The sequence below is a fragment of the Pseudolysinimonas sp. genome, assembly GCF_051954455.1.
In the GTDB taxonomy this organism is placed as follows: Bacteria; Actinomycetota; Actinomycetes; order Actinomycetales; family Microbacteriaceae; genus Pseudolysinimonas.
Genome location: NZ_JBQCHS010000033.1, coordinates 55,733 through 70,476, shown reverse-complemented (window position 1 = coordinate 70,476; position 14,744 = coordinate 55,733). Strand labels below are relative to the sequence as shown.

The 14,744-nt window shown below is 74.0% G+C and carries 15 protein-coding genes; 8 read left to right on the top strand and 7 right to left on the bottom strand.

The window, feature by feature from the left end; all coding sequences use genetic code 11:
* The first annotated feature begins 3 nt into the window (after window positions 1–3).
* Together hemB and hemL are read left to right on the top strand one after the other, a co-directional pair.
* Window positions 4–987, top strand: coding sequence for a porphobilinogen synthase (gene hemB, locus ACTHM3_RS13920; protein ID WP_440406803.1), 984 nt, complete (start codon window positions 4–6; stop codon window positions 985–987).
* Window positions 984–2,345, top strand: coding sequence for a glutamate-1-semialdehyde 2,1-aminomutase (gene hemL / locus ACTHM3_RS13915; RefSeq protein WP_440406801.1), 1,362 nt, complete (start codon window positions 984–986; stop codon window positions 2,343–2,345). The genes hemB and hemL overlap by 4 nt, the downstream gene beginning before the upstream one ends.
* Window positions 2,346–2,361: 16 nt before the next feature.
* Here hemL and ACTHM3_RS13910 read toward each other — a convergent pair whose 3' ends face one another.
* Together ACTHM3_RS13910 and ACTHM3_RS13905 are read right to left on the bottom strand one after the other, a co-directional pair.
* Complete coding sequence (locus tag ACTHM3_RS13910; RefSeq protein ID WP_440406799.1) at window positions 2,362–2,766, bottom strand: DUF1304 domain-containing protein; 405 nt, start codon at window positions 2,764–2,766, stop codon at window positions 2,362–2,364.
* A 34-nt stretch (window positions 2,767–2,800) separates the two neighbouring features.
* Window positions 2,801–3,823 carry a 6-phosphofructokinase gene (locus ACTHM3_RS13905; protein WP_440406798.1) on the bottom strand — a complete coding sequence of 341 codons (1,023 nt, stop codon included), beginning with the start codon at window positions 3,821–3,823 and terminating at the stop codon, window positions 2,801–2,803.
* Between the two features lie 62 nt (window positions 3,824–3,885).
* Here ACTHM3_RS13905 and ACTHM3_RS13900 point away from each other — a divergent pair, with 62 nt between their 5' ends.
* Window positions 3,886–4,824 (top strand): DNA-3-methyladenine glycosylase family protein, encoded by a 939-nt coding sequence (locus ACTHM3_RS13900; RefSeq protein WP_440406796.1) that lies wholly within the window; start codon window positions 3,886–3,888, stop codon window positions 4,822–4,824.
* Here the strand turns inward: ACTHM3_RS13900 and ACTHM3_RS13895 are convergent.
* Window positions 4,821–4,991 (bottom strand): hypothetical protein, encoded by a 171-nt coding sequence (locus ACTHM3_RS13895; protein ID WP_440406795.1) that lies wholly within the window; start codon window positions 4,989–4,991, stop codon window positions 4,821–4,823. The two genes, ACTHM3_RS13900 and ACTHM3_RS13895, sit on opposite strands and share 4 nt — an antisense overlap.
* Window positions 4,992–5,089: 98 nt before the next feature.
* Here ACTHM3_RS13895 and ACTHM3_RS13890 point away from each other — a divergent pair, with 98 nt between their 5' ends.
* Together ACTHM3_RS13890 and ACTHM3_RS13885 are read left to right on the top strand one after the other, a co-directional pair.
* Window positions 5,090–5,665, top strand: coding sequence for a thioesterase family protein (locus ACTHM3_RS13890; protein ID WP_440406794.1), 576 nt, complete (start codon window positions 5,090–5,092; stop codon window positions 5,663–5,665).
* Between the two features lie 48 nt (window positions 5,666–5,713).
* A complete protein-coding gene (locus tag ACTHM3_RS13885) occupies window positions 5,714–6,715 on the top strand; it encodes an NAD-dependent epimerase/dehydratase family protein (protein ID WP_440406792.1) in 1,002 nt (333 codons plus the stop codon).
* Here the strand turns inward: ACTHM3_RS13885 and ACTHM3_RS13880 are convergent.
* Both ACTHM3_RS13880 and ACTHM3_RS13875 read right to left on the bottom strand, forming a co-directional pair.
* Complete coding sequence (locus ACTHM3_RS13880; RefSeq protein ID WP_440406790.1) at window positions 6,712–8,085, bottom strand: FAD-binding oxidoreductase; 1,374 nt, start codon at window positions 8,083–8,085, stop codon at window positions 6,712–6,714. The genes ACTHM3_RS13885 and ACTHM3_RS13880 overlap by 4 nt on opposite strands.
* Before the next feature lie 40 nt (window positions 8,086–8,125).
* Entirely contained in the window at window positions 8,126–8,647 is a 522-nt protein-coding gene (locus ACTHM3_RS13875; protein ID WP_440406789.1) for a MarR family winged helix-turn-helix transcriptional regulator, read from the bottom strand.
* A gap of 87 nt (window positions 8,648–8,734) precedes the next feature.
* Between ACTHM3_RS13875 and ACTHM3_RS13870 the strand changes: the two genes are divergently transcribed.
* Complete coding sequence (locus ACTHM3_RS13870) at window positions 8,735–9,322, top strand: NADPH-dependent FMN reductase (protein ID WP_440406787.1); 588 nt, start codon at window positions 8,735–8,737, stop codon at window positions 9,320–9,322.
* An 84-nt stretch (window positions 9,323–9,406) separates the two neighbouring features.
* On the top strand, window positions 9,407–12,865 hold the full coding sequence (locus ACTHM3_RS13865) for a bifunctional proline dehydrogenase/L-glutamate gamma-semialdehyde dehydrogenase (RefSeq protein ID WP_440406785.1): 3,459 nt from the start codon (window positions 9,407–9,409) through the stop codon (window positions 12,863–12,865).
* A gap of 76 nt (window positions 12,866–12,941) precedes the next feature.
* Here the strand turns inward: ACTHM3_RS13865 and ACTHM3_RS13860 are convergent, their stop codons facing one another.
* Window positions 12,942–13,301, bottom strand: coding sequence for a GntR family transcriptional regulator (locus ACTHM3_RS13860; protein WP_440406784.1), 360 nt, complete (start codon window positions 13,299–13,301; stop codon window positions 12,942–12,944).
* Window positions 13,294–13,731, bottom strand: coding sequence for an Lrp/AsnC family transcriptional regulator (locus ACTHM3_RS13855; protein ID WP_440406783.1), 438 nt, complete (start codon window positions 13,729–13,731; stop codon window positions 13,294–13,296). Before ACTHM3_RS13855 ends, ACTHM3_RS13860 begins: the two co-directional genes overlap by 8 nt.
* A gap of 103 nt (window positions 13,732–13,834) precedes the next feature.
* Here ACTHM3_RS13855 and ddaH point away from each other — a divergent pair, with 103 nt between their 5' ends.
* Window positions 13,835–14,683 carry a dimethylargininase gene (gene ddaH / locus ACTHM3_RS13850; protein WP_440406781.1) on the top strand — a complete coding sequence of 283 codons (849 nt, stop codon included), beginning with the start codon at window positions 13,835–13,837 and terminating at the stop codon, window positions 14,681–14,683.
* The last annotated feature ends 61 nt before the right edge of the window (window positions 14,684–14,744 follow it).

The window sequence follows — 14,744 nt, the reverse complement described above, 5'->3', positions numbered from 1 at the left end:
GTCATGCCGCAGTTCCCCGCCGTCCGTCCGCGTCGCCTGCGCGCGACCCCGGCCCTCCGCCGTCTCGCGCAGCAGCACCGCCTCGACCCGGCGCAGCTCATCCTCCCGATGTTCGTCCGCGAGGGCGCGACGGAGCCGCTGCCGATCTCGTCGATGCCCGGCGTCGTCCAGCACTCGCTCGACTCGATGAGGGCCGAGATCGCGCGCGCGGCGGCCGCCGGCATCGGCGGCGTCATGCTCTTCGGGGTGCCGGAGCACAAGGACGCGATCGGATCGGGCGCGACCGACCCGGACGGCATCCTCAACGTCGCCACTCGCGCGGCGGTCGCGGAGGCGGGCGACGCGATCGTCGTGCAGACCGACCTCTGCCTCGACGAGTTCACCGATCACGGCCACTGCGGCGTGCTCGACGCCGCCGGGCGGGTCGACAACGACGCCTCGCTCGCGCGCTACCGCGACATGGGTCTCGCCCAGGCCGAGGCGGGATCGCAGGTGCTCGGGCTCAGCGGGATGATGGACGGCCAGGTCGGCGAGGTGCGGTCCGCGCTCGACGCGGCCGGGCATCCCGACACCGTCCTTCTCGGTTACGCGGCCAAGTACGCCAGCGCGTTCTTCGGACCGTTCCGGGAGGCGGTTCAGTCGTCGCTCGTCGGCGACCGGCGCACCTATCAGCTCGATCCGGCCAATCGCCGCGAGGGCCTCCGCGAGGTGCTGCTCGACGTGGAGGAGGGTGCCGACGTCGTGATGGTGAAGCCCGCGATGTCGTACCTCGACGTGCTCGCCGATGCGGCGGCGGTCTCGCCGGTGCCGGTGTGGGCGTATCAGGTGAGCGGCGAGTACGCGATGATCGAGGCCGCGGCGGCGAACGGCTGGATCGACCGGGAGCGCGCCATCGACGAGGCGCTCGTCTCGATCCGTCGGGCGGGTGCCGACGCGATCATGACCTACTGGGCCGTCGAGGCGGCGGAGCGGTGGAACCGCGCATGAACGGGGACGGCGGGACCGCTAACGACCGCGCTGTCGCGCGGGCCCGCGCCGTGCTGCCCGGGGGAGTCGACTCTCCGGTCCGCGCGTTCGGCTCGGTCGGCGGGCTGCCGCGCACGATCGCGTCGGCGCGCGGCGCCTATGTCACCGACGTCGACGGGATCGAGTACGTCGACCTCGTCGGGTCGTGGGGGCCGGCGCTGCTCGGGCACGCGCATCCCGAGGTCGTCGAGGCGGTGCGCGAGGCCGCGGGCCGGGGGCTGTCGTTCGGGGCTCCGACCGAGGGGGAGGCGGAGCTCGCGGAACTCGTCATCGACCGGCTGACGATCACCGCGCGACGCGGGGCGACGCTCCGCCCGATCGAGAAGATGCGCTTCGTGTCGACCGGCACCGAGGCCACCATGACCGCGATCCGCCTCGCCCGCGGAGCGACCGGGCGCGACCTGCTGATCAAGTTCGCCGGGCACTACCACGGGCACTCGGACGGGCTGCTCGCCGAGTCGGGGTCCGGGGTCGCGACGCTCGGCCTGCCGGGGTCCGCCGGCGTGCCGGAGCCGATCGCCGCGCAGACGCTCGTGCTGCCCTACAACGAACTCGATGCGGTGCGGTTGGCGTTCGCCGCGCACCCCGGGCGGATCGCCGCGATCATCACCGAGGCGGCGGGCGCCAATGCCGGCATCCTCACACCGCGCCCCGGGTTCAACGCGGCGCTCACGGCGCTTGCGCACGAGGAGGGGGCGCTCCTCATCCTCGACGAGGTGCTGACCGGATTCCGGGTCGGCCCCGCCGGATGGTGGGGGGTGGAGAACATCCACAACAACGCCGAGCCGTGGGCGCCCGACCTGTTCACCTTCGGCAAGGTCATCGGCGGGGGCATGCCGCTCGCCGGTCTCGGCGGCCGGGCCGAACTCATGGATCTGCTCGCGCCGCTCGGGCCGGTGTACCAGGCGGGCACGCTGAGCGGGAACCCGCTCGCCGTCGCCGCCGGCATCGCGACGCTCCGGCTCGCCGACGCCGCGGCGTACCACCGGGTGGACGTCGCGGCGGAGCGCGTCTCGGACGCCGTCGATGCCGCGCTGGCCGCGGCGGGCGTCCCGCACGTCATCTCGTACGCGGGGTCGCTCTTCTCGACCGCGTTCCGCGCCGAGCCCGTGCGCGACTACGACGACGCCCGGGCACAGGACGCCTTCCGCTATCCGCCGTTCTTCCACGCGCTGCTCGACGCGGGAGTCGCCCCTCCGCCGAGCGTCTTCGAGGCGTGGTTCCTCTCCGCGGCGCACGACGACGCCGCGCTCTCGCGCATCGAGGAGGCGCTCCCGGCCGCCGCCGAGGCCGCCGCCCGCGCGACGCCCGCCGCGTAGCCCGCTCCGGCGCGGGTCAGCCGACGGTCCAGAGCACCCCGAAGACGAGCGCCAGCAGCGGGGTGATGCCCTGCGTCACCGCGGCGCGCGCGAGCTTCGGGTTCGACGTGATGAGCACGATCGCGGCCAGCAGCATGCTCGCGAGCGACACCGCCGCGATGCCGACCCCCACCTCCCGGACCGGCGGCGCGACGAGGAGCAGCAGCCCGACCGCGGTGCCGAGCGCGAGGAACAGGTTGTAGAAGCCCTGGTTGTAGGCCATCGGCTGCACCGTCGTAGCCTCCTGCTGCGACCCGATGCCGAAGCGGCGCCAGATCGTCGGCCTCGACCACAGAACGCTCTCCATGAAGAAGATCACGACGTGCAGGATCGCGGCGAGTGCCGCGAAGATCGCGGCCAGGACGAGGAACAGGGTGTCCATCACGTCAGTGTGCCACTCCCCGCCTGAGGCGGCCTCAGCCGAACAGCACCGCCGCCTCGTCGTAGCGCGCCTCGGGCACCGTCTTCAGCCGCCCCAGCGCGTCCTCGAACGGCACGTGCACGATCTGCGTGCCGCGGAGCGCGACCATGCGGCCCCAGTGCCCCTCGAGGATCGAGTTGACCGCCGCCATCCCGTACCGCGTCGCGAGCACGCGGTCGTAGGCCGAGGGCGTGCCGCCGCGCTGGATGTGGCCGAGCGTCGTCGCGCGGGTCTCGATCCCGGTCCGCGCCTCGATCTCGGGGGCGAGCTGGTCGCCGATGCCGCCGAGGCGGGGCCGCCCGAACGCGTCGAGCCCGCGCTCCGAGTGAGCGTCGTCCATGGTGTCGAGCTGGAACCCCTCGGCCACGCAGATCAGCGGGGCGCGGCCGCGTGCGCGCGCCGACTCCACCCATTCGACGATCTGGTCCATGCTCGTCTTGCGCTCGGGGATGAGGATCGCGTGGGCGCCGGCGGCCATGCCGGAGTGCAGCGCGATCCACCCCACGTGCCGCCCCATGACCTCCGCCACCATGCAGCGACCGTGCGAGTCGCCGGTCGTGCGCAGCCGGTCCATCGCGTCGGTCGCGATCTGCACCGCCGTGTCGAAGCCGAACGTGTAGTCGGTGGCCGAGAGGTCGTTGTCGATCGTCTTCGGGACGCCGACGATCTTGATGCCCTCGTCGGTCAGGCGCTTCGCCGCGGCGAGCGTGCCCTCCCCGCCGATCGCGATGATCGCGTCGATGCCGTTCTCCTCCATCACCTCCGCGACGCGCGGCACGCCGCCGCCCTCGAAGGGATTGGTACGGGAGCTGCCGAGGATCGTGCCGCCCTGCTTCGAGATGCCCATGACCTGGGGGCGGCCGAGCTCCATGAGGTCGCCCTCGACCACGCCGCGCCAGCCGTTGCGGAATCCGACGAACTCGAGGTCGTGCAGCTTCGTGCCGGTGAGGACGGCGGCGCGGATCACCGCGTTGAGGCCGGGGCAGTCGCCGCCGGAGGTCAGGATGCCGATGCTCATATCGGGACCATCATGCCCGGTCCGCGCCGGTGCGGTCGCCCGCACGGATTACCGTGGGGGCCATGACCCTCGCCGCCGACGCCCCGTCGCCGGCGGCGCCGCTGCGGTCGGTCTACCGTCCGGCCGAGCGCCTCGCCCTCGGCGTCACCCTGTCGCCGGTCGCCTTCGGACCCGGCGACCCGACGGCGCGACGCGACGGGCGCGCGTGGTGGCTGGCGTTCGCGACCCCCGACGGCCCGGCGACGCTGCGCCTCGCGGAGTCGTCCGAGGGCATCACCGGCACCGCGTGGGGGCCGGGCGCGGGCGCCGCGCTCGACGCGATGCCGCGGCTGCTCGGCGCGGACGACGACCGCTCGGGATTCGACGCGGGCCGGCATCCCGTGGTCCGCGACCTGCACCATCGGCTGCCGGGGCTGCGGCTGCCGCGCACGGGCCGGCTGCTGGCCCACCTCGTGCCGACGATCATGGGGCAGAAGGTCACCGCGCTCGAGGCGATGCGCGCCTGGCGCGTGCTCGTGCGGCGGCACGGCACCCCGGCTCCCGGCCCGGCGCCGGAGGGCATGCGGATCCCGCCCGCGCCCGTCGTCTGGCGGCGCATCCCGTCGTGGGAGTGGTACCGCGCCGGTGTGACGCCGCAGCGCGCCGACACACTCATGCGCGCGACGGGGGTGGGGGAATCGCTCGAGAGGGGCGCGACGATGCCGGCCGCGGAGGCCGTCCGGCGGATGCGGACGGTCGTCGGCATCGGCGTCTGGACCGCCCACGAGACGGTGCAGCGCTCGCACGGCGACCCGGACTCCGTCAGCATCGGCGACCTGCACCTGTGCAAGCAGGTGGGCATGGCGCTCGCCGGGCACCGCGTCGACGACGACGGGATGATGGAGCTGCTCGAGCCGTTCCGCGGGCACCGGCACCGCGTCGTGCGGCTGCTGGAGGCGTCCGGGGTCGGATACGAGCGCCGGGGGCCGCGGCTGACGATCCCCGACCACCGCACCCGCTAGTCGCCCGAGTACCCGTCCGGCCCGTCGGGACGGTCGAGCCCCTTCGCCGTCTCGGCCGCCTCGGCGGCCTCCGTGCCCTCGGTCGAGCGCTCCGCAGCGCGCTGCTCCGCGTCCGTGCTCTCCTCGCCCGGCAGCTGCTCGGGGGAGACGTCGTCGAGATTCGCCATGGCGCGACGCTACGACCGGAGCCGTCCCGCGGCGCCCGGTGTCGTGCGGTTCCACAGGCGATCGTCACCTCCGCGCGGCTCCTGGCTAGGGTCGCCGGGTGGATCTGCTGCGTCGTTACCTCCGCCTCCTCCGCATCCGCCTCGCCGCACGTCGCGGCGCGCCCCTCGGCCTGCACGACGTGAGCCGCGTGCCGGGCCGCGTCGGGCTCACCGACATCGACGAGCTCGGCCACATGAACAACGGCGTCTACCTGTCGCTGCTCGACCACGCGCGCCTCGACCTCATGGAGCGTGCGGGCGCGTGGCGGCGCCTGCAGGCGGCGGGCGTCTATCCCGTCGTCACCGGCCAGACGATCGCGTACCGCCGCTCCCTGACCCGCGGACAGCGCTACATCATCGAGAGCCGCATCGCCGGCTACGGCGAGAAGCACGTCTACATCGAACAGCGCTTCGTGGTCGACGGGCAGATCTGGGAGCGGGCGTTCGTCGAGGGCCGGTTCCTCCGCCGTTCGGGCGGGGTCGTGCCGATCGAGGAGGTCGGGGTGATCGTCGGCGAGGACGTCGCGGCGCATCCGGCGCCGGCCTGGCTCGTCGAGTGGACCGCGCGCAACGCGCTCCCGTCGACCCGCGAGGCGGCGCCGAGCGCGTGGGAGGGCGAGCCCGTCGTCGGCTGAGAGCAGAGCGGGTTGCGCGTCGGTCGCGCCGCGGAGTTGCCTGGGGGCATGAGGATCCTGGTGCTCGGCGGCACGGCCTGGCTCGGCGGCGAGATCGTGCGCGAGGCGCTGCGGCGAGGGCACGAGGTCACGGCCCTCGCCCGCGGTGACGCCGGCTCGGTGCCGGAGGGCGCGGCGTTCGTGCGCGCCGACCGCGACGAGCTCGGCGCCTACGACGAGGTGGCGGGAGCCGAGTGGGACGCCGTCGTGGACGTCTCGCGTCAGCCGGGCCACGTGCGCGGCGCGATCGCGTCGCTCGCGGAGCGCGTTCGGCACTGGGTCTTCGTCTCCACCTGCTCCGTCTACGAGCCGCGCCCGGATCTGCACGCCGACGAGTCGGCGCCCATCCTGCGGGCCTACCCCGGCGATCTCATGACCGACCCCGAGCAGTACGGCGCCGCGAAGGTCGCGTGCGAGGAGGCGGTGCGCGCCGCCTTCGGCGACGACCGCGCCTTCGTCGCCCGGGCGAGCCTCATCGGCGGACCGGGCGACGCGTCGCAGCGCTCGACGTACTGGCCGACCCGGTTCGCGCATCCCTCGAACCCCGAGGGCCGGGTGCTCGTGCCGGACGCCCCCGAGGTCCTCACGCAGGTGATCGACGTGCGCGACCTGGCCGCGTTCCTCGTCGATGCCGCCGAGCGCCGCCACCCCGGGACGGCGAACGTCGGCGGCGAGACCCTCACGCTGGCCGAGCACCTCGCGACCGCACAGCGGGTCGCCGGCTGGAGCGGGCAGCTGATCGCCGCCGACGAGGACTGGCTCGCGGAGCACGGGGTCGACTACTGGGCGGGCCCGCGATCGCTGCCCCTGTGGCTGCGCGGCGAGCACATCGCCCTCGGCTCCCACGACACCACCCGCGCCGAGCGGCTCGGCCTCCGCCGCCGCCCGCTCGAGGAGACCCTGCGGGACGGCGCTGCGTGGGAGACCGCGCGGACGGGGCCGGTCGAGCGCCGCGCCGGGCTGTCCGACGACGACGAGCGCGCGCTGCTCGAGGAGCTCGAGGGGCTTTAGCCGCCCGACGACTGTTCCGCCGGCGCCGGACCGTAGGGGAAGACGCCGTCGGGATCGTAGGCCCGGCGGACCGCCGCGAGGCGGTCGAGGTCGGTGGGCGACCAGGCGCCGGCGAACTGCGCCGGATCCTCGGGTTCGGTGAGCCAGTTGATCGTCGTCGTCGGCGCGATCCACGGCGTCAGCGCCGCGCGGAGACCCGCGTATGCCTCGGGCAGGACCTCGTCGAACAGGCCCGGGTCGGGCGTGCCGATGACCATGACGGCGAAGGGCTCGTCGCGACCGCCGACGGGGCTGTCGGCGTGCTCGGCGATCGCCCCGCCGAAGTGCCGGATCTCCATCGCGATGAAGGGCGACGAGGTTCCGGAGCCGACGAGGCCGAGGAGGGCGGGGCCGAACCCGTCGCCGGCGGAGCCGAGGAGGAACCCCCGACTCCATCCCGGGCCGGGTTCGGTCGGGTCGTTCGAGATCCGAGCGATCTCGGCCGGCGGGAGCGGGCCGACGCCGTCGAGCGCGACGGGCGCGAACGCGCGGAGCGGTGCCGTGAGGCGCTCGCCGGTCGCGGGGTCGGCCGCGACGCCGACCTTGAGGTTCGCGAGGTGGCGGCCGCGGAGCGGCGGCGGCACGAGCTCGAGGTCGGGGAAGCGGACGACGCCGAAGCTCGTCGTGATGGCCGGGTCGGCGTCGCGCGCCCAGGCGAGCCAGCCGTCGAGCACCGCGGGCGCGTCGGCGACGTCGAAGAAGAGCGCCCCGCCGTAGAGCGCGGGCATCTCCACCAGTCGGACGGTCGCCTCCACGACGACGCCGAGGCCGCCCTTGCCGCCGCGGAGCGCCCAGAACAGGTCGGGGTTCTCGTCGGCCGAGGCCGTCACGACCTCGCCGGTGCCGGTGACGACACGGACCGCGACGAGCCGGTCCGAGCCGGCGCCCAGGGTGCGGGCGAGCGGACCGAATCCACCCCCGAGCAGGAACCCGACGGCGCCGACCGTGGCCGACGACCCGGTGACCGGGGCGAGCCCGTGCTCCGCGGCCGCGGCGATCACGGGGCCCCACATGACCCCGCCCCCGAATGTCGCGGTCCGAGCGTCGGCATCGATCCGCACGTCGTCGAATGCGCCGAGGTTCAGCAGCAGACCGCCCGCCGGTCGTGCGTGGGCGCCGTGCCCCGTCGCAAGGATGCGGATCGGGATCCCGGCCTCGCGGGCGAAGCGGACGGCCGCGACGACGTCGTCGACATCGGCGGGCCGGAGGACGGCGTCGGGGGTGGGCACGTAGGCCGTGTTGAAGCCGGTGCAGGCGGCGGCGTAGCCGTCGTCGTGGGGGAGCAGGACGGGAGCGGTCACCGTGCGCGCGAGGTCGCCGAAGTCGGCCATGGCGCCGAGAGTAGGGCCTGCGGACGACGCGGGCCAGGGGTCAGACGGTGGTGGCCGTGGCGCGGGCGATCGCGCCCTCGTCGTAGGTCGCCGCCGCGATCTCGCACGCGGGGCCGCTCAGCTTGTCGAGCACGCGCTGCGCGGCGGCGCCGAACGCGGCCCGCTCGTCGTCCGCGAGGAGGTCGAAGAACATCTCGCGGAGCCTCGCCGCGTGGGCGCGGGTGGCGCCGAGCGTCGCGCGCCGCCCCTCGTGGGTGAGCGTGACCCAGGTGCCGCGGCCGTCCTCCACGCATTCGCTGCGCTCGACGAGCCCGCGGGCCTCCATCCGGGCGATCTGGTGCGAGACGCGGCTCTTCTCCCAGCTCAGGACCTCGGCGAGCTCGCCGGTCCGGAGGCGGCGCTGCTTGGTCTCGAACAGCGAGATGAGGACGGAGTAGTCGGCGTTGGAGATGCCGGCGTCGCGCTGCAGCTGGCGATCGATCTCGCGTGCGAGGGCGCGGTTCATCGACGAGAAGGCGCGCCAGAGGCGCCAGTCCTCCTCGGTCATGCCCGCCGCGGTCACAGAGCGAGTCTATCGGCGAGGGCCGGTTGATGTGTCATCTACCTGTATGGTTGACACGTCATCCATCGACCAGAGGGAGCAATCGGCATGACCGCGATCCGCATCGGCATCATCATCGGCAGCACCCGTCCCGGACGGAACGGCGCGAAGGTCGCCGAATGGGTCCGCGAGACCGCGGCGGCGCACGCGCCGGGCGTCGAGTTCGAGCTCGTCGATCTCGCCGACCACCCGCTCCCGCACTTCGACGAGCCGATCTCGCCGGCGCGCCGCTCCTCGCAGCACGCGGAGGCGCTCGCCTGGTCGGCGGTGATCGACGGGCTCGACGGCTTCATCTTCGTGACCCCCGAGTACAACCACTCGATCTCGGGGGTGCTCAAGAACGCGATCGACTACCTCTACGCCGAGTGGAACGACAAGGCCGCCGGGATCGTCAGCTACGGCGGCGCGGGCGGCGCCCGGGCGGCGGAGCACCTGCGCCTCATCCTCGGCGAGGTGCAGATCGCCGACGTGCGCCAGCAGGTGGCGCTCTCGCTCATGCACGACTTCGAGGCCTACACGGACCTGCGCCCGGCGCCGATGCAGGCGACCCAGGTCGGGGTCATGGTCGACCAGGTCGTGGCCTGGTCGGGCGCGCTGCGCGCGGTGCGTGAGGCGAAGGCGGCCGTCGCCGCCTGATTCTTGCGTCGAGTCGCTGGGATCCGCGTGAAACCGGCGCTGCCAGCCAGCCGACCCGCGGGCGCCGCGCAATAGCATCGAGGGATGCTTCCCGGGCTCCCCTCGGTCGATGACGTCGTCGCCCTGGTGCGGCGTTGGCTGGCGCAGAGCGCCGAAGCGAAGCCCGATCCCGGCGCCGCCCGGCTCGCGGGGGTGCTGAAGGATCCGCGCGGGCTCGAGTTCACGCTCGGGTTCATCGACCGCGTCGTCCGTCCGGAGGATCTCCGCGTCGCGGGACGCGAGCTCGAGCAGGTGGCGCGGCTGACGCCCGCCTTCCTGCCGTGGCACCTGCGCACCGCGGTTCGGCTCGGCGGCGCGTTCGCCCGGCTGCTCCCGTGGCCGATCGTGCCGATCGCGCGCGCCGTGCTGCGTCGGATGGTCGCGCATCTCGTCATCGACGCGACGCCGAAGCGCCTCGACCGCGCCCTCGCAGGGCTCCGGCAGGAGGGCGTCCGGCTCAACATCAACCTCCTCGGGGAGGCCGTGCTCGGCGAGCGCGAGGCGGCGCGGCGCCTCGCCGGGACCCGCGAGCTCCTCGCCCGGCCCGACGTCGACTACGTGTCGGTCAAGGTCTCGTCGGTCGCGAGCCAGCTGAACCTCTGGGGCTTCGACGAGACCGTCGCGCGCGTCGTCGAGCGGCTGACCCCCCTCTATCGCCAGGCCGCCGCGGCGCCCGGCACGAAGTTCATCAACCTCGACATGGAGGAGTACCGCGACCTCCACCTCACCATCGCGGTGTTCGTGAAGCTGCTGGAGCAGCCGGAGCTGCAGGACCTCGAGGCCGGCATCGTGCTCCAGGCCTACCTCCCCGACTCGGTCGTCGCGCTCGACCGGCTCACCGAGTGGGCCCGGCGGCGGAAGGCCGCGGGCGGCGCCGGGATCAAGGTGCGCATCGTCAAGGGGGCGAACCTCGCGATGGAGCGGGTCGACGCCGCGGTGCACGACTGGCCGCTCGCCACCTGGCCCAGCAAGGCCGCCACCGACGCCAACTACAAGCGGCTCCTCGTGCGGGCCCTCACGCCCGAGCGCACCGACGCCGTGCGCATCGGGGTCGCCGGGCACAACCTCTTCGACCTCGCCTTCGCCTGGCTGCTCGCCGAGCAGCGCGGCGTCTCCGCACGCATCGACATCGAGATGCTGCTCGGGATGGCGTCCGGCCAGGCCGCGGCGGTCCAGCGCGAGACCGGCGGCCTCCTGCTCTACACCCCGGTCGTGCAGCCCGACGACTTCGAGGCCGCGATCAGCTACCTCGCGCGCCGGCTGGAGGAGAACGCGTCGAGCGAGAACTTCCTCTCCGACGCGTTCGACCTGGCCGACGAGGCCGTCTTCGCGCGCGAACGCGAGCGCTACGAGGCGTCGCTCGCCCTCCTCGACGACAGCGCCCCCGCTCCGACCCGTGACCAGGACAGGCTGCACCCGCCCGTGCCGGAGGCGCCGCGACCTTTCCACAACGCCGCCGACTCCGACCCGTCGATCGCGGTCAACCGGGAGTGGGCCCGCGCGATCCTGGAGCGCGCGGCCACCTCCGCCGTCGGGGAGCCCACTCTGTTCACCGCCCGCGTCGCCGACGCCGTGTCCCTGCAGGAGCGGCTCGACGCCGCCTCCGCCGCCGGGCGATCCTGGGGATCCCGCAGCGGCGCCGAGCGCGCCGAGCTGCTCGACCGCGTGGGAGAGGTGTTCGCGGCGCTCCGCGGGCGGCTCATCGAGGTCATGGTCGCGGAGACCGGCAAGACGCTGCCCGAGGCCGACGTCGAGGTCAGTGAGGCGATCGACTTCGCCCACTACTACGCCGAGCTGGCGCGCGAGCTCGATGCCATCGACGACGCCGCGTTCATCCCGGAGGCGGTCGTGCTCGTCGCGCCGCCGTGGAACTTCCCGGTCTCGATCCCGGCCGGCGGGGTGCTGCAGGCCCTCGCCGCGGGGTCGGCCGCGATCCTCAAGCCCGCGCCGCAGGCGGGCCGCTGCGGGGCGGTGCTCGCGGAGGCCTTCGTCGAGGCGGGGGCGCCCGCCGGTCTCGTCACGCTCGTCGACGTCGACGAGGGCGGCCTGGGCCGGGCTCTCATCACCGCGCCCGAGGTCGGGCGGGTCGTGCTGACCGGCAGCACCGAGACCGCGGCCCTCTTCCGGTCGTGGAAGCCGGAGCTGCAGCTCATCGCCGAGACGAGCGGCAAGAACGCGATCGTGGTGACCCCGAGCGCCGACCTCGACCTCGCCGTCGCCGACATGGTGAAGAGCGCCTTCGGCAGCGCCGGCCAGAAGTGCTCGGCCGCCTCGCTCGCGATCCTCGTCGGATCGGTCGCGACCTCCGAACGCTTCACGCGGCAGCTCGCCGACGCCGTCACGAGCCTCGCCGTGGGATGGCCGACGGATCCCGCGGTCCAGATGGGACCGCTCGTCGAGCCGCCGGGCGACAAGCTCCGGGCCGGGCTGACCCGGCTCGGCGAGGGCGAGAGGTGGCTCGTCGAACCGCGGCAGCTCGACGACGAGGGGCGGATCTGGACGCCCGGCGTGCGCACCGGGGTGCGGCCCGGGAGCGAGTTCCACCGCATCGAGTACTTCGGGCCGGTGCTCGGGCTCATGTCGGCGGCGACGCTCGACGAGGCGCTGGAGCTGCAGAACGCGGTCGAGTACGGGCTGACGGCCGGCATCCACTCGCTCGACGCCGACGAGGTCGCCCACTGGGCCGACCACGTGCAGGCGGGCAACCTCTACGTCAACCGCCCGATCACGGGCGCCATCGTGCGGCGGCAGCCGTTCGGCGGCTGGAAGCGCTCGTCGGTGGGCAGCGGCTACAAGGCCGGGGGCCCCAACGCGCTGCTCGCCCACGGCACCTGGCGCCCGGTGCCGGCGTCCGTCGCGGGCGACCTCCGGCTCGACGGGCTCGAGGCCCGGGTCGCGAGCGTCATCGAGGCGTGCCAGCCGGCGCTCGGGTACGAGGAGTTCGACGTAGTGCGCCGGGGCGCGCTGAGCGACGCGGCGGCCTGGGCGGCGGAGTTCGGGGTCGCGCGCGACGCGACCGGTCTCGGCGTCGAGCGCAACGTGTTCCGGTACCGGCCGGCGGACGTCGTGGTGCGACTCGCCGAGGGCGGCTCGCTCGCCGAGCTCGTGCGCGTCGTGGCGGCCGGCGTGCTCGCGCGGGCGCACGTGCGGATCAGCTCCGCGGTGCCGCTCCCGTCGGGACTGCTGCCGCTCGTCACGGCGACCGACCTCGGGGGGGCACCCCTCCTGTCGATCACGGGCGTCGACGTGGAGTCGGATGCCGCGTTCGCGGCGCGGGTGGCCGCGAACCGGCCGTCGCGCATCCGGCTGGTCAGCACCGTGCCGGGCGCCGGCGACGCGCTCGCCCACGCGGCCGGCGGCTCGCCCGACGTCGCGATCTGGGCCGACCCCGTCACCGCGGCGGGCCGCATCGAGCTGCTGCCGTTCCTGCTGGAGCAGGCGGTCTCGGTCACGGCCCACCGGTTCGGCAACCCCGACCGGGCGCTCGCCGAGCTCCCGCTCTGACGCGGGTCGAGTAGCCGCGCAGCGGCGTATCGAGACCCGGGACGCGCTGTCAGGGTCTCGATACGCGGCTGCGCCGCTACTCGACCCGCGACAGGAGGATCGCGCGGGCACGGTCGCGCGGCACGCCGAGCGCCTCCGCGCGCGCGACGTACGCCGCGGCGAGCCGCTCGAGCTCCGACTCCGCGCCGTCGGCCGACCAGGCGACGAAGGAGCCGGCGCGTCCGCGCGTCTCGATGACGCCCTCCGCCTCGAGCTCGCGGTAGGCCTTCGCGACCGTGTTCGCCGCGAGCGCCAGCTCGTCGGCGAGCGCGCGCACTGTCGGGAGCTTCGCGCCGTGCGGCAGCCGTCCCGAGGTCGCCGCGTCGACGACCCAGCGCTTCAGCTGCTCGAACGGCGGGACCGATGAGCCGGGGTCGATGAGGGGGCGCTCAGTCACGGTTGCGGTGGATCAGGTGCGACAGGATGATCGCGCTGCGGGTGTGGTCGACGCTCGGCGCGATGCGCACGCGCTCCAGCGCATCCTCGAGGGAGGGGATGTCGCGCGACCGGATGTGCACGACCGCGTCGGCCGATCCCGTGACGGTGTACGCGTCGACGACCTCCGGCACGCCGGCGAGGATCCGCTTCAGCTCGTCGGGCGCGACCGTCCCGCGGCAGAACAGCTCGACGTACGCCTCGGTCGTGTTGCCGTCGACCGCCGGGTCGACCTGCACCGTGAACGCACGGATCACCCCGTCGGCGACCAGCCGGTCGACGCGGCGCTTCACCGCCGACGCCGACAGCCCCACGCGGTCGCCGATGTCGGCGTACCCGGCGCGCGCGTTCTGCCGGAGCAGGTCGATGATCCCGTAGTCGAGGTTGTCCACCACGCCAGGCTACGCCGGTTCCTTGCGTGGGAGGCGCGATCCACGCGCGAGCGTTGCGCCTGTCGCCGAGAAGTGCCGGAGGCGTGCGTGCGAGCATCGAGACATGACGCTGACGTCCCCGGAATCCGCCCGCGCCGATCGCGTCGCCACCCGCCGCACGGTGCTCATGTGCCGCCCCGACTTCTACACGGTGAGCTACCGCATCAACCCCTGGATGCACCCCGAGGACCCCACCGACACCTCCGTCGCCCTCGCGCAGTGGCAGACCCTGCACGACCTCTACGCGTCGCTCGGCTACGCGATCGAGCTCATCGACCCCGAGCCCGGCCTGCCCGACATGGTCTACGCGGCCAACGGCGGCTTCACCCTCGACGGCATCGCCTACGGCGCGCGGTTCCAGTACCCGGAGCGCGGACCCGAGGGGCCGGCCTACATGCGATGGTTCGCCGAGCACGGCTTCGAGGTGCGGGAGCCGGTCTCCGTCAACGAGGGCGAGGGCGACTTCCTGCTCGTCGGCGACACGATCCTGGCCGGCACCGGCTTCCGCTCCGACGCCGGGAGCCACGACGAGCTGCGGCGGATCTTCGACCGCGAGGTGCTGACCCTCCGGCTCGTGAACCCGTCGTTCTACCACCTCGACACGGCGCTCGCCGTGCTCGATCCCGACCCCGAGCACCCCGCCATCGCGTATTTGCCGTCGGCGTTCGACCCGGCGTCCCTCGACCTCCTCGAGGAGCGCTACCCCGGCTCAGTGCAGGTCGACGACGCGGACGCGGCGGTGCTCGGTCTCAACTCCTTCAGCGACGGCCGCAACGTCGTGATCGCGACCCGGGCCACGGGCTTCGAGCAGAGCCTGCGCGACCGGGGCTTCGTCCCCCACGGCGTCGACCTCTCCGAGCTCCTCCTCGGCGGCGGAGGCGTGAAGTGCTGCACCCTGGAGCTCCGCCGTTGAACTCAGAGGTGGAGGGTGCGGTGCGTTCGGGAACGCTGGCCGGGTGTGGCGGGCGCGCGGC

Coding starts and splice junctions, on each gene's coding strand:
- ACTHM3_RS13885 (WP_440406792.1), top strand. CDS start 5,714: ATGAGGATCCTGGTGCTCGGCGGCACGGCCTGGCTCGGCGGCGAGATC.
- hemL (WP_440406801.1), top strand. CDS start 984: ATGAACGGGGACGGCGGGACCGCTAACGACCGCGCTGTCGCGCGGGCC.
- ACTHM3_RS13870 (WP_440406787.1), top strand. CDS start 8,735: ATGACCGCGATCCGCATCGGCATCATCATCGGCAGCACCCGTCCCGGA.
- ACTHM3_RS13900 (WP_440406796.1), top strand. CDS start 3,886: ATGACCCTCGCCGCCGACGCCCCGTCGCCGGCGGCGCCGCTGCGGTCG.
- ddaH (WP_440406781.1), top strand. CDS start 13,835: ATGACGCTGACGTCCCCGGAATCCGCCCGCGCCGATCGCGTCGCCACC.
- ACTHM3_RS13905 (WP_440406798.1), bottom strand. CDS start 3,823: ATGAGCATCGGCATCCTGACCTCCGGCGGCGACTGCCCCGGCCTCAAC.
- ACTHM3_RS13880 (WP_440406790.1), bottom strand. CDS start 8,085: ATGGCCGACTTCGGCGACCTCGCGCGCACGGTGACCGCTCCCGTCCTG.
- hemB (WP_440406803.1), top strand. CDS start 4: ATGCCGCAGTTCCCCGCCGTCCGTCCGCGTCGCCTGCGCGCGACCCCG.
- ACTHM3_RS13865 (WP_440406785.1), top strand. CDS start 9,407: ATGCTTCCCGGGCTCCCCTCGGTCGATGACGTCGTCGCCCTGGTGCGG.
- ACTHM3_RS13910 (WP_440406799.1), bottom strand. CDS start 2,766: ATGGACACCCTGTTCCTCGTCCTGGCCGCGATCTTCGCGGCACTCGCC.
- ACTHM3_RS13895 (WP_440406795.1), bottom strand. CDS start 4,991: ATGGCGAATCTCGACGACGTCTCCCCCGAGCAGCTGCCGGGCGAGGAG.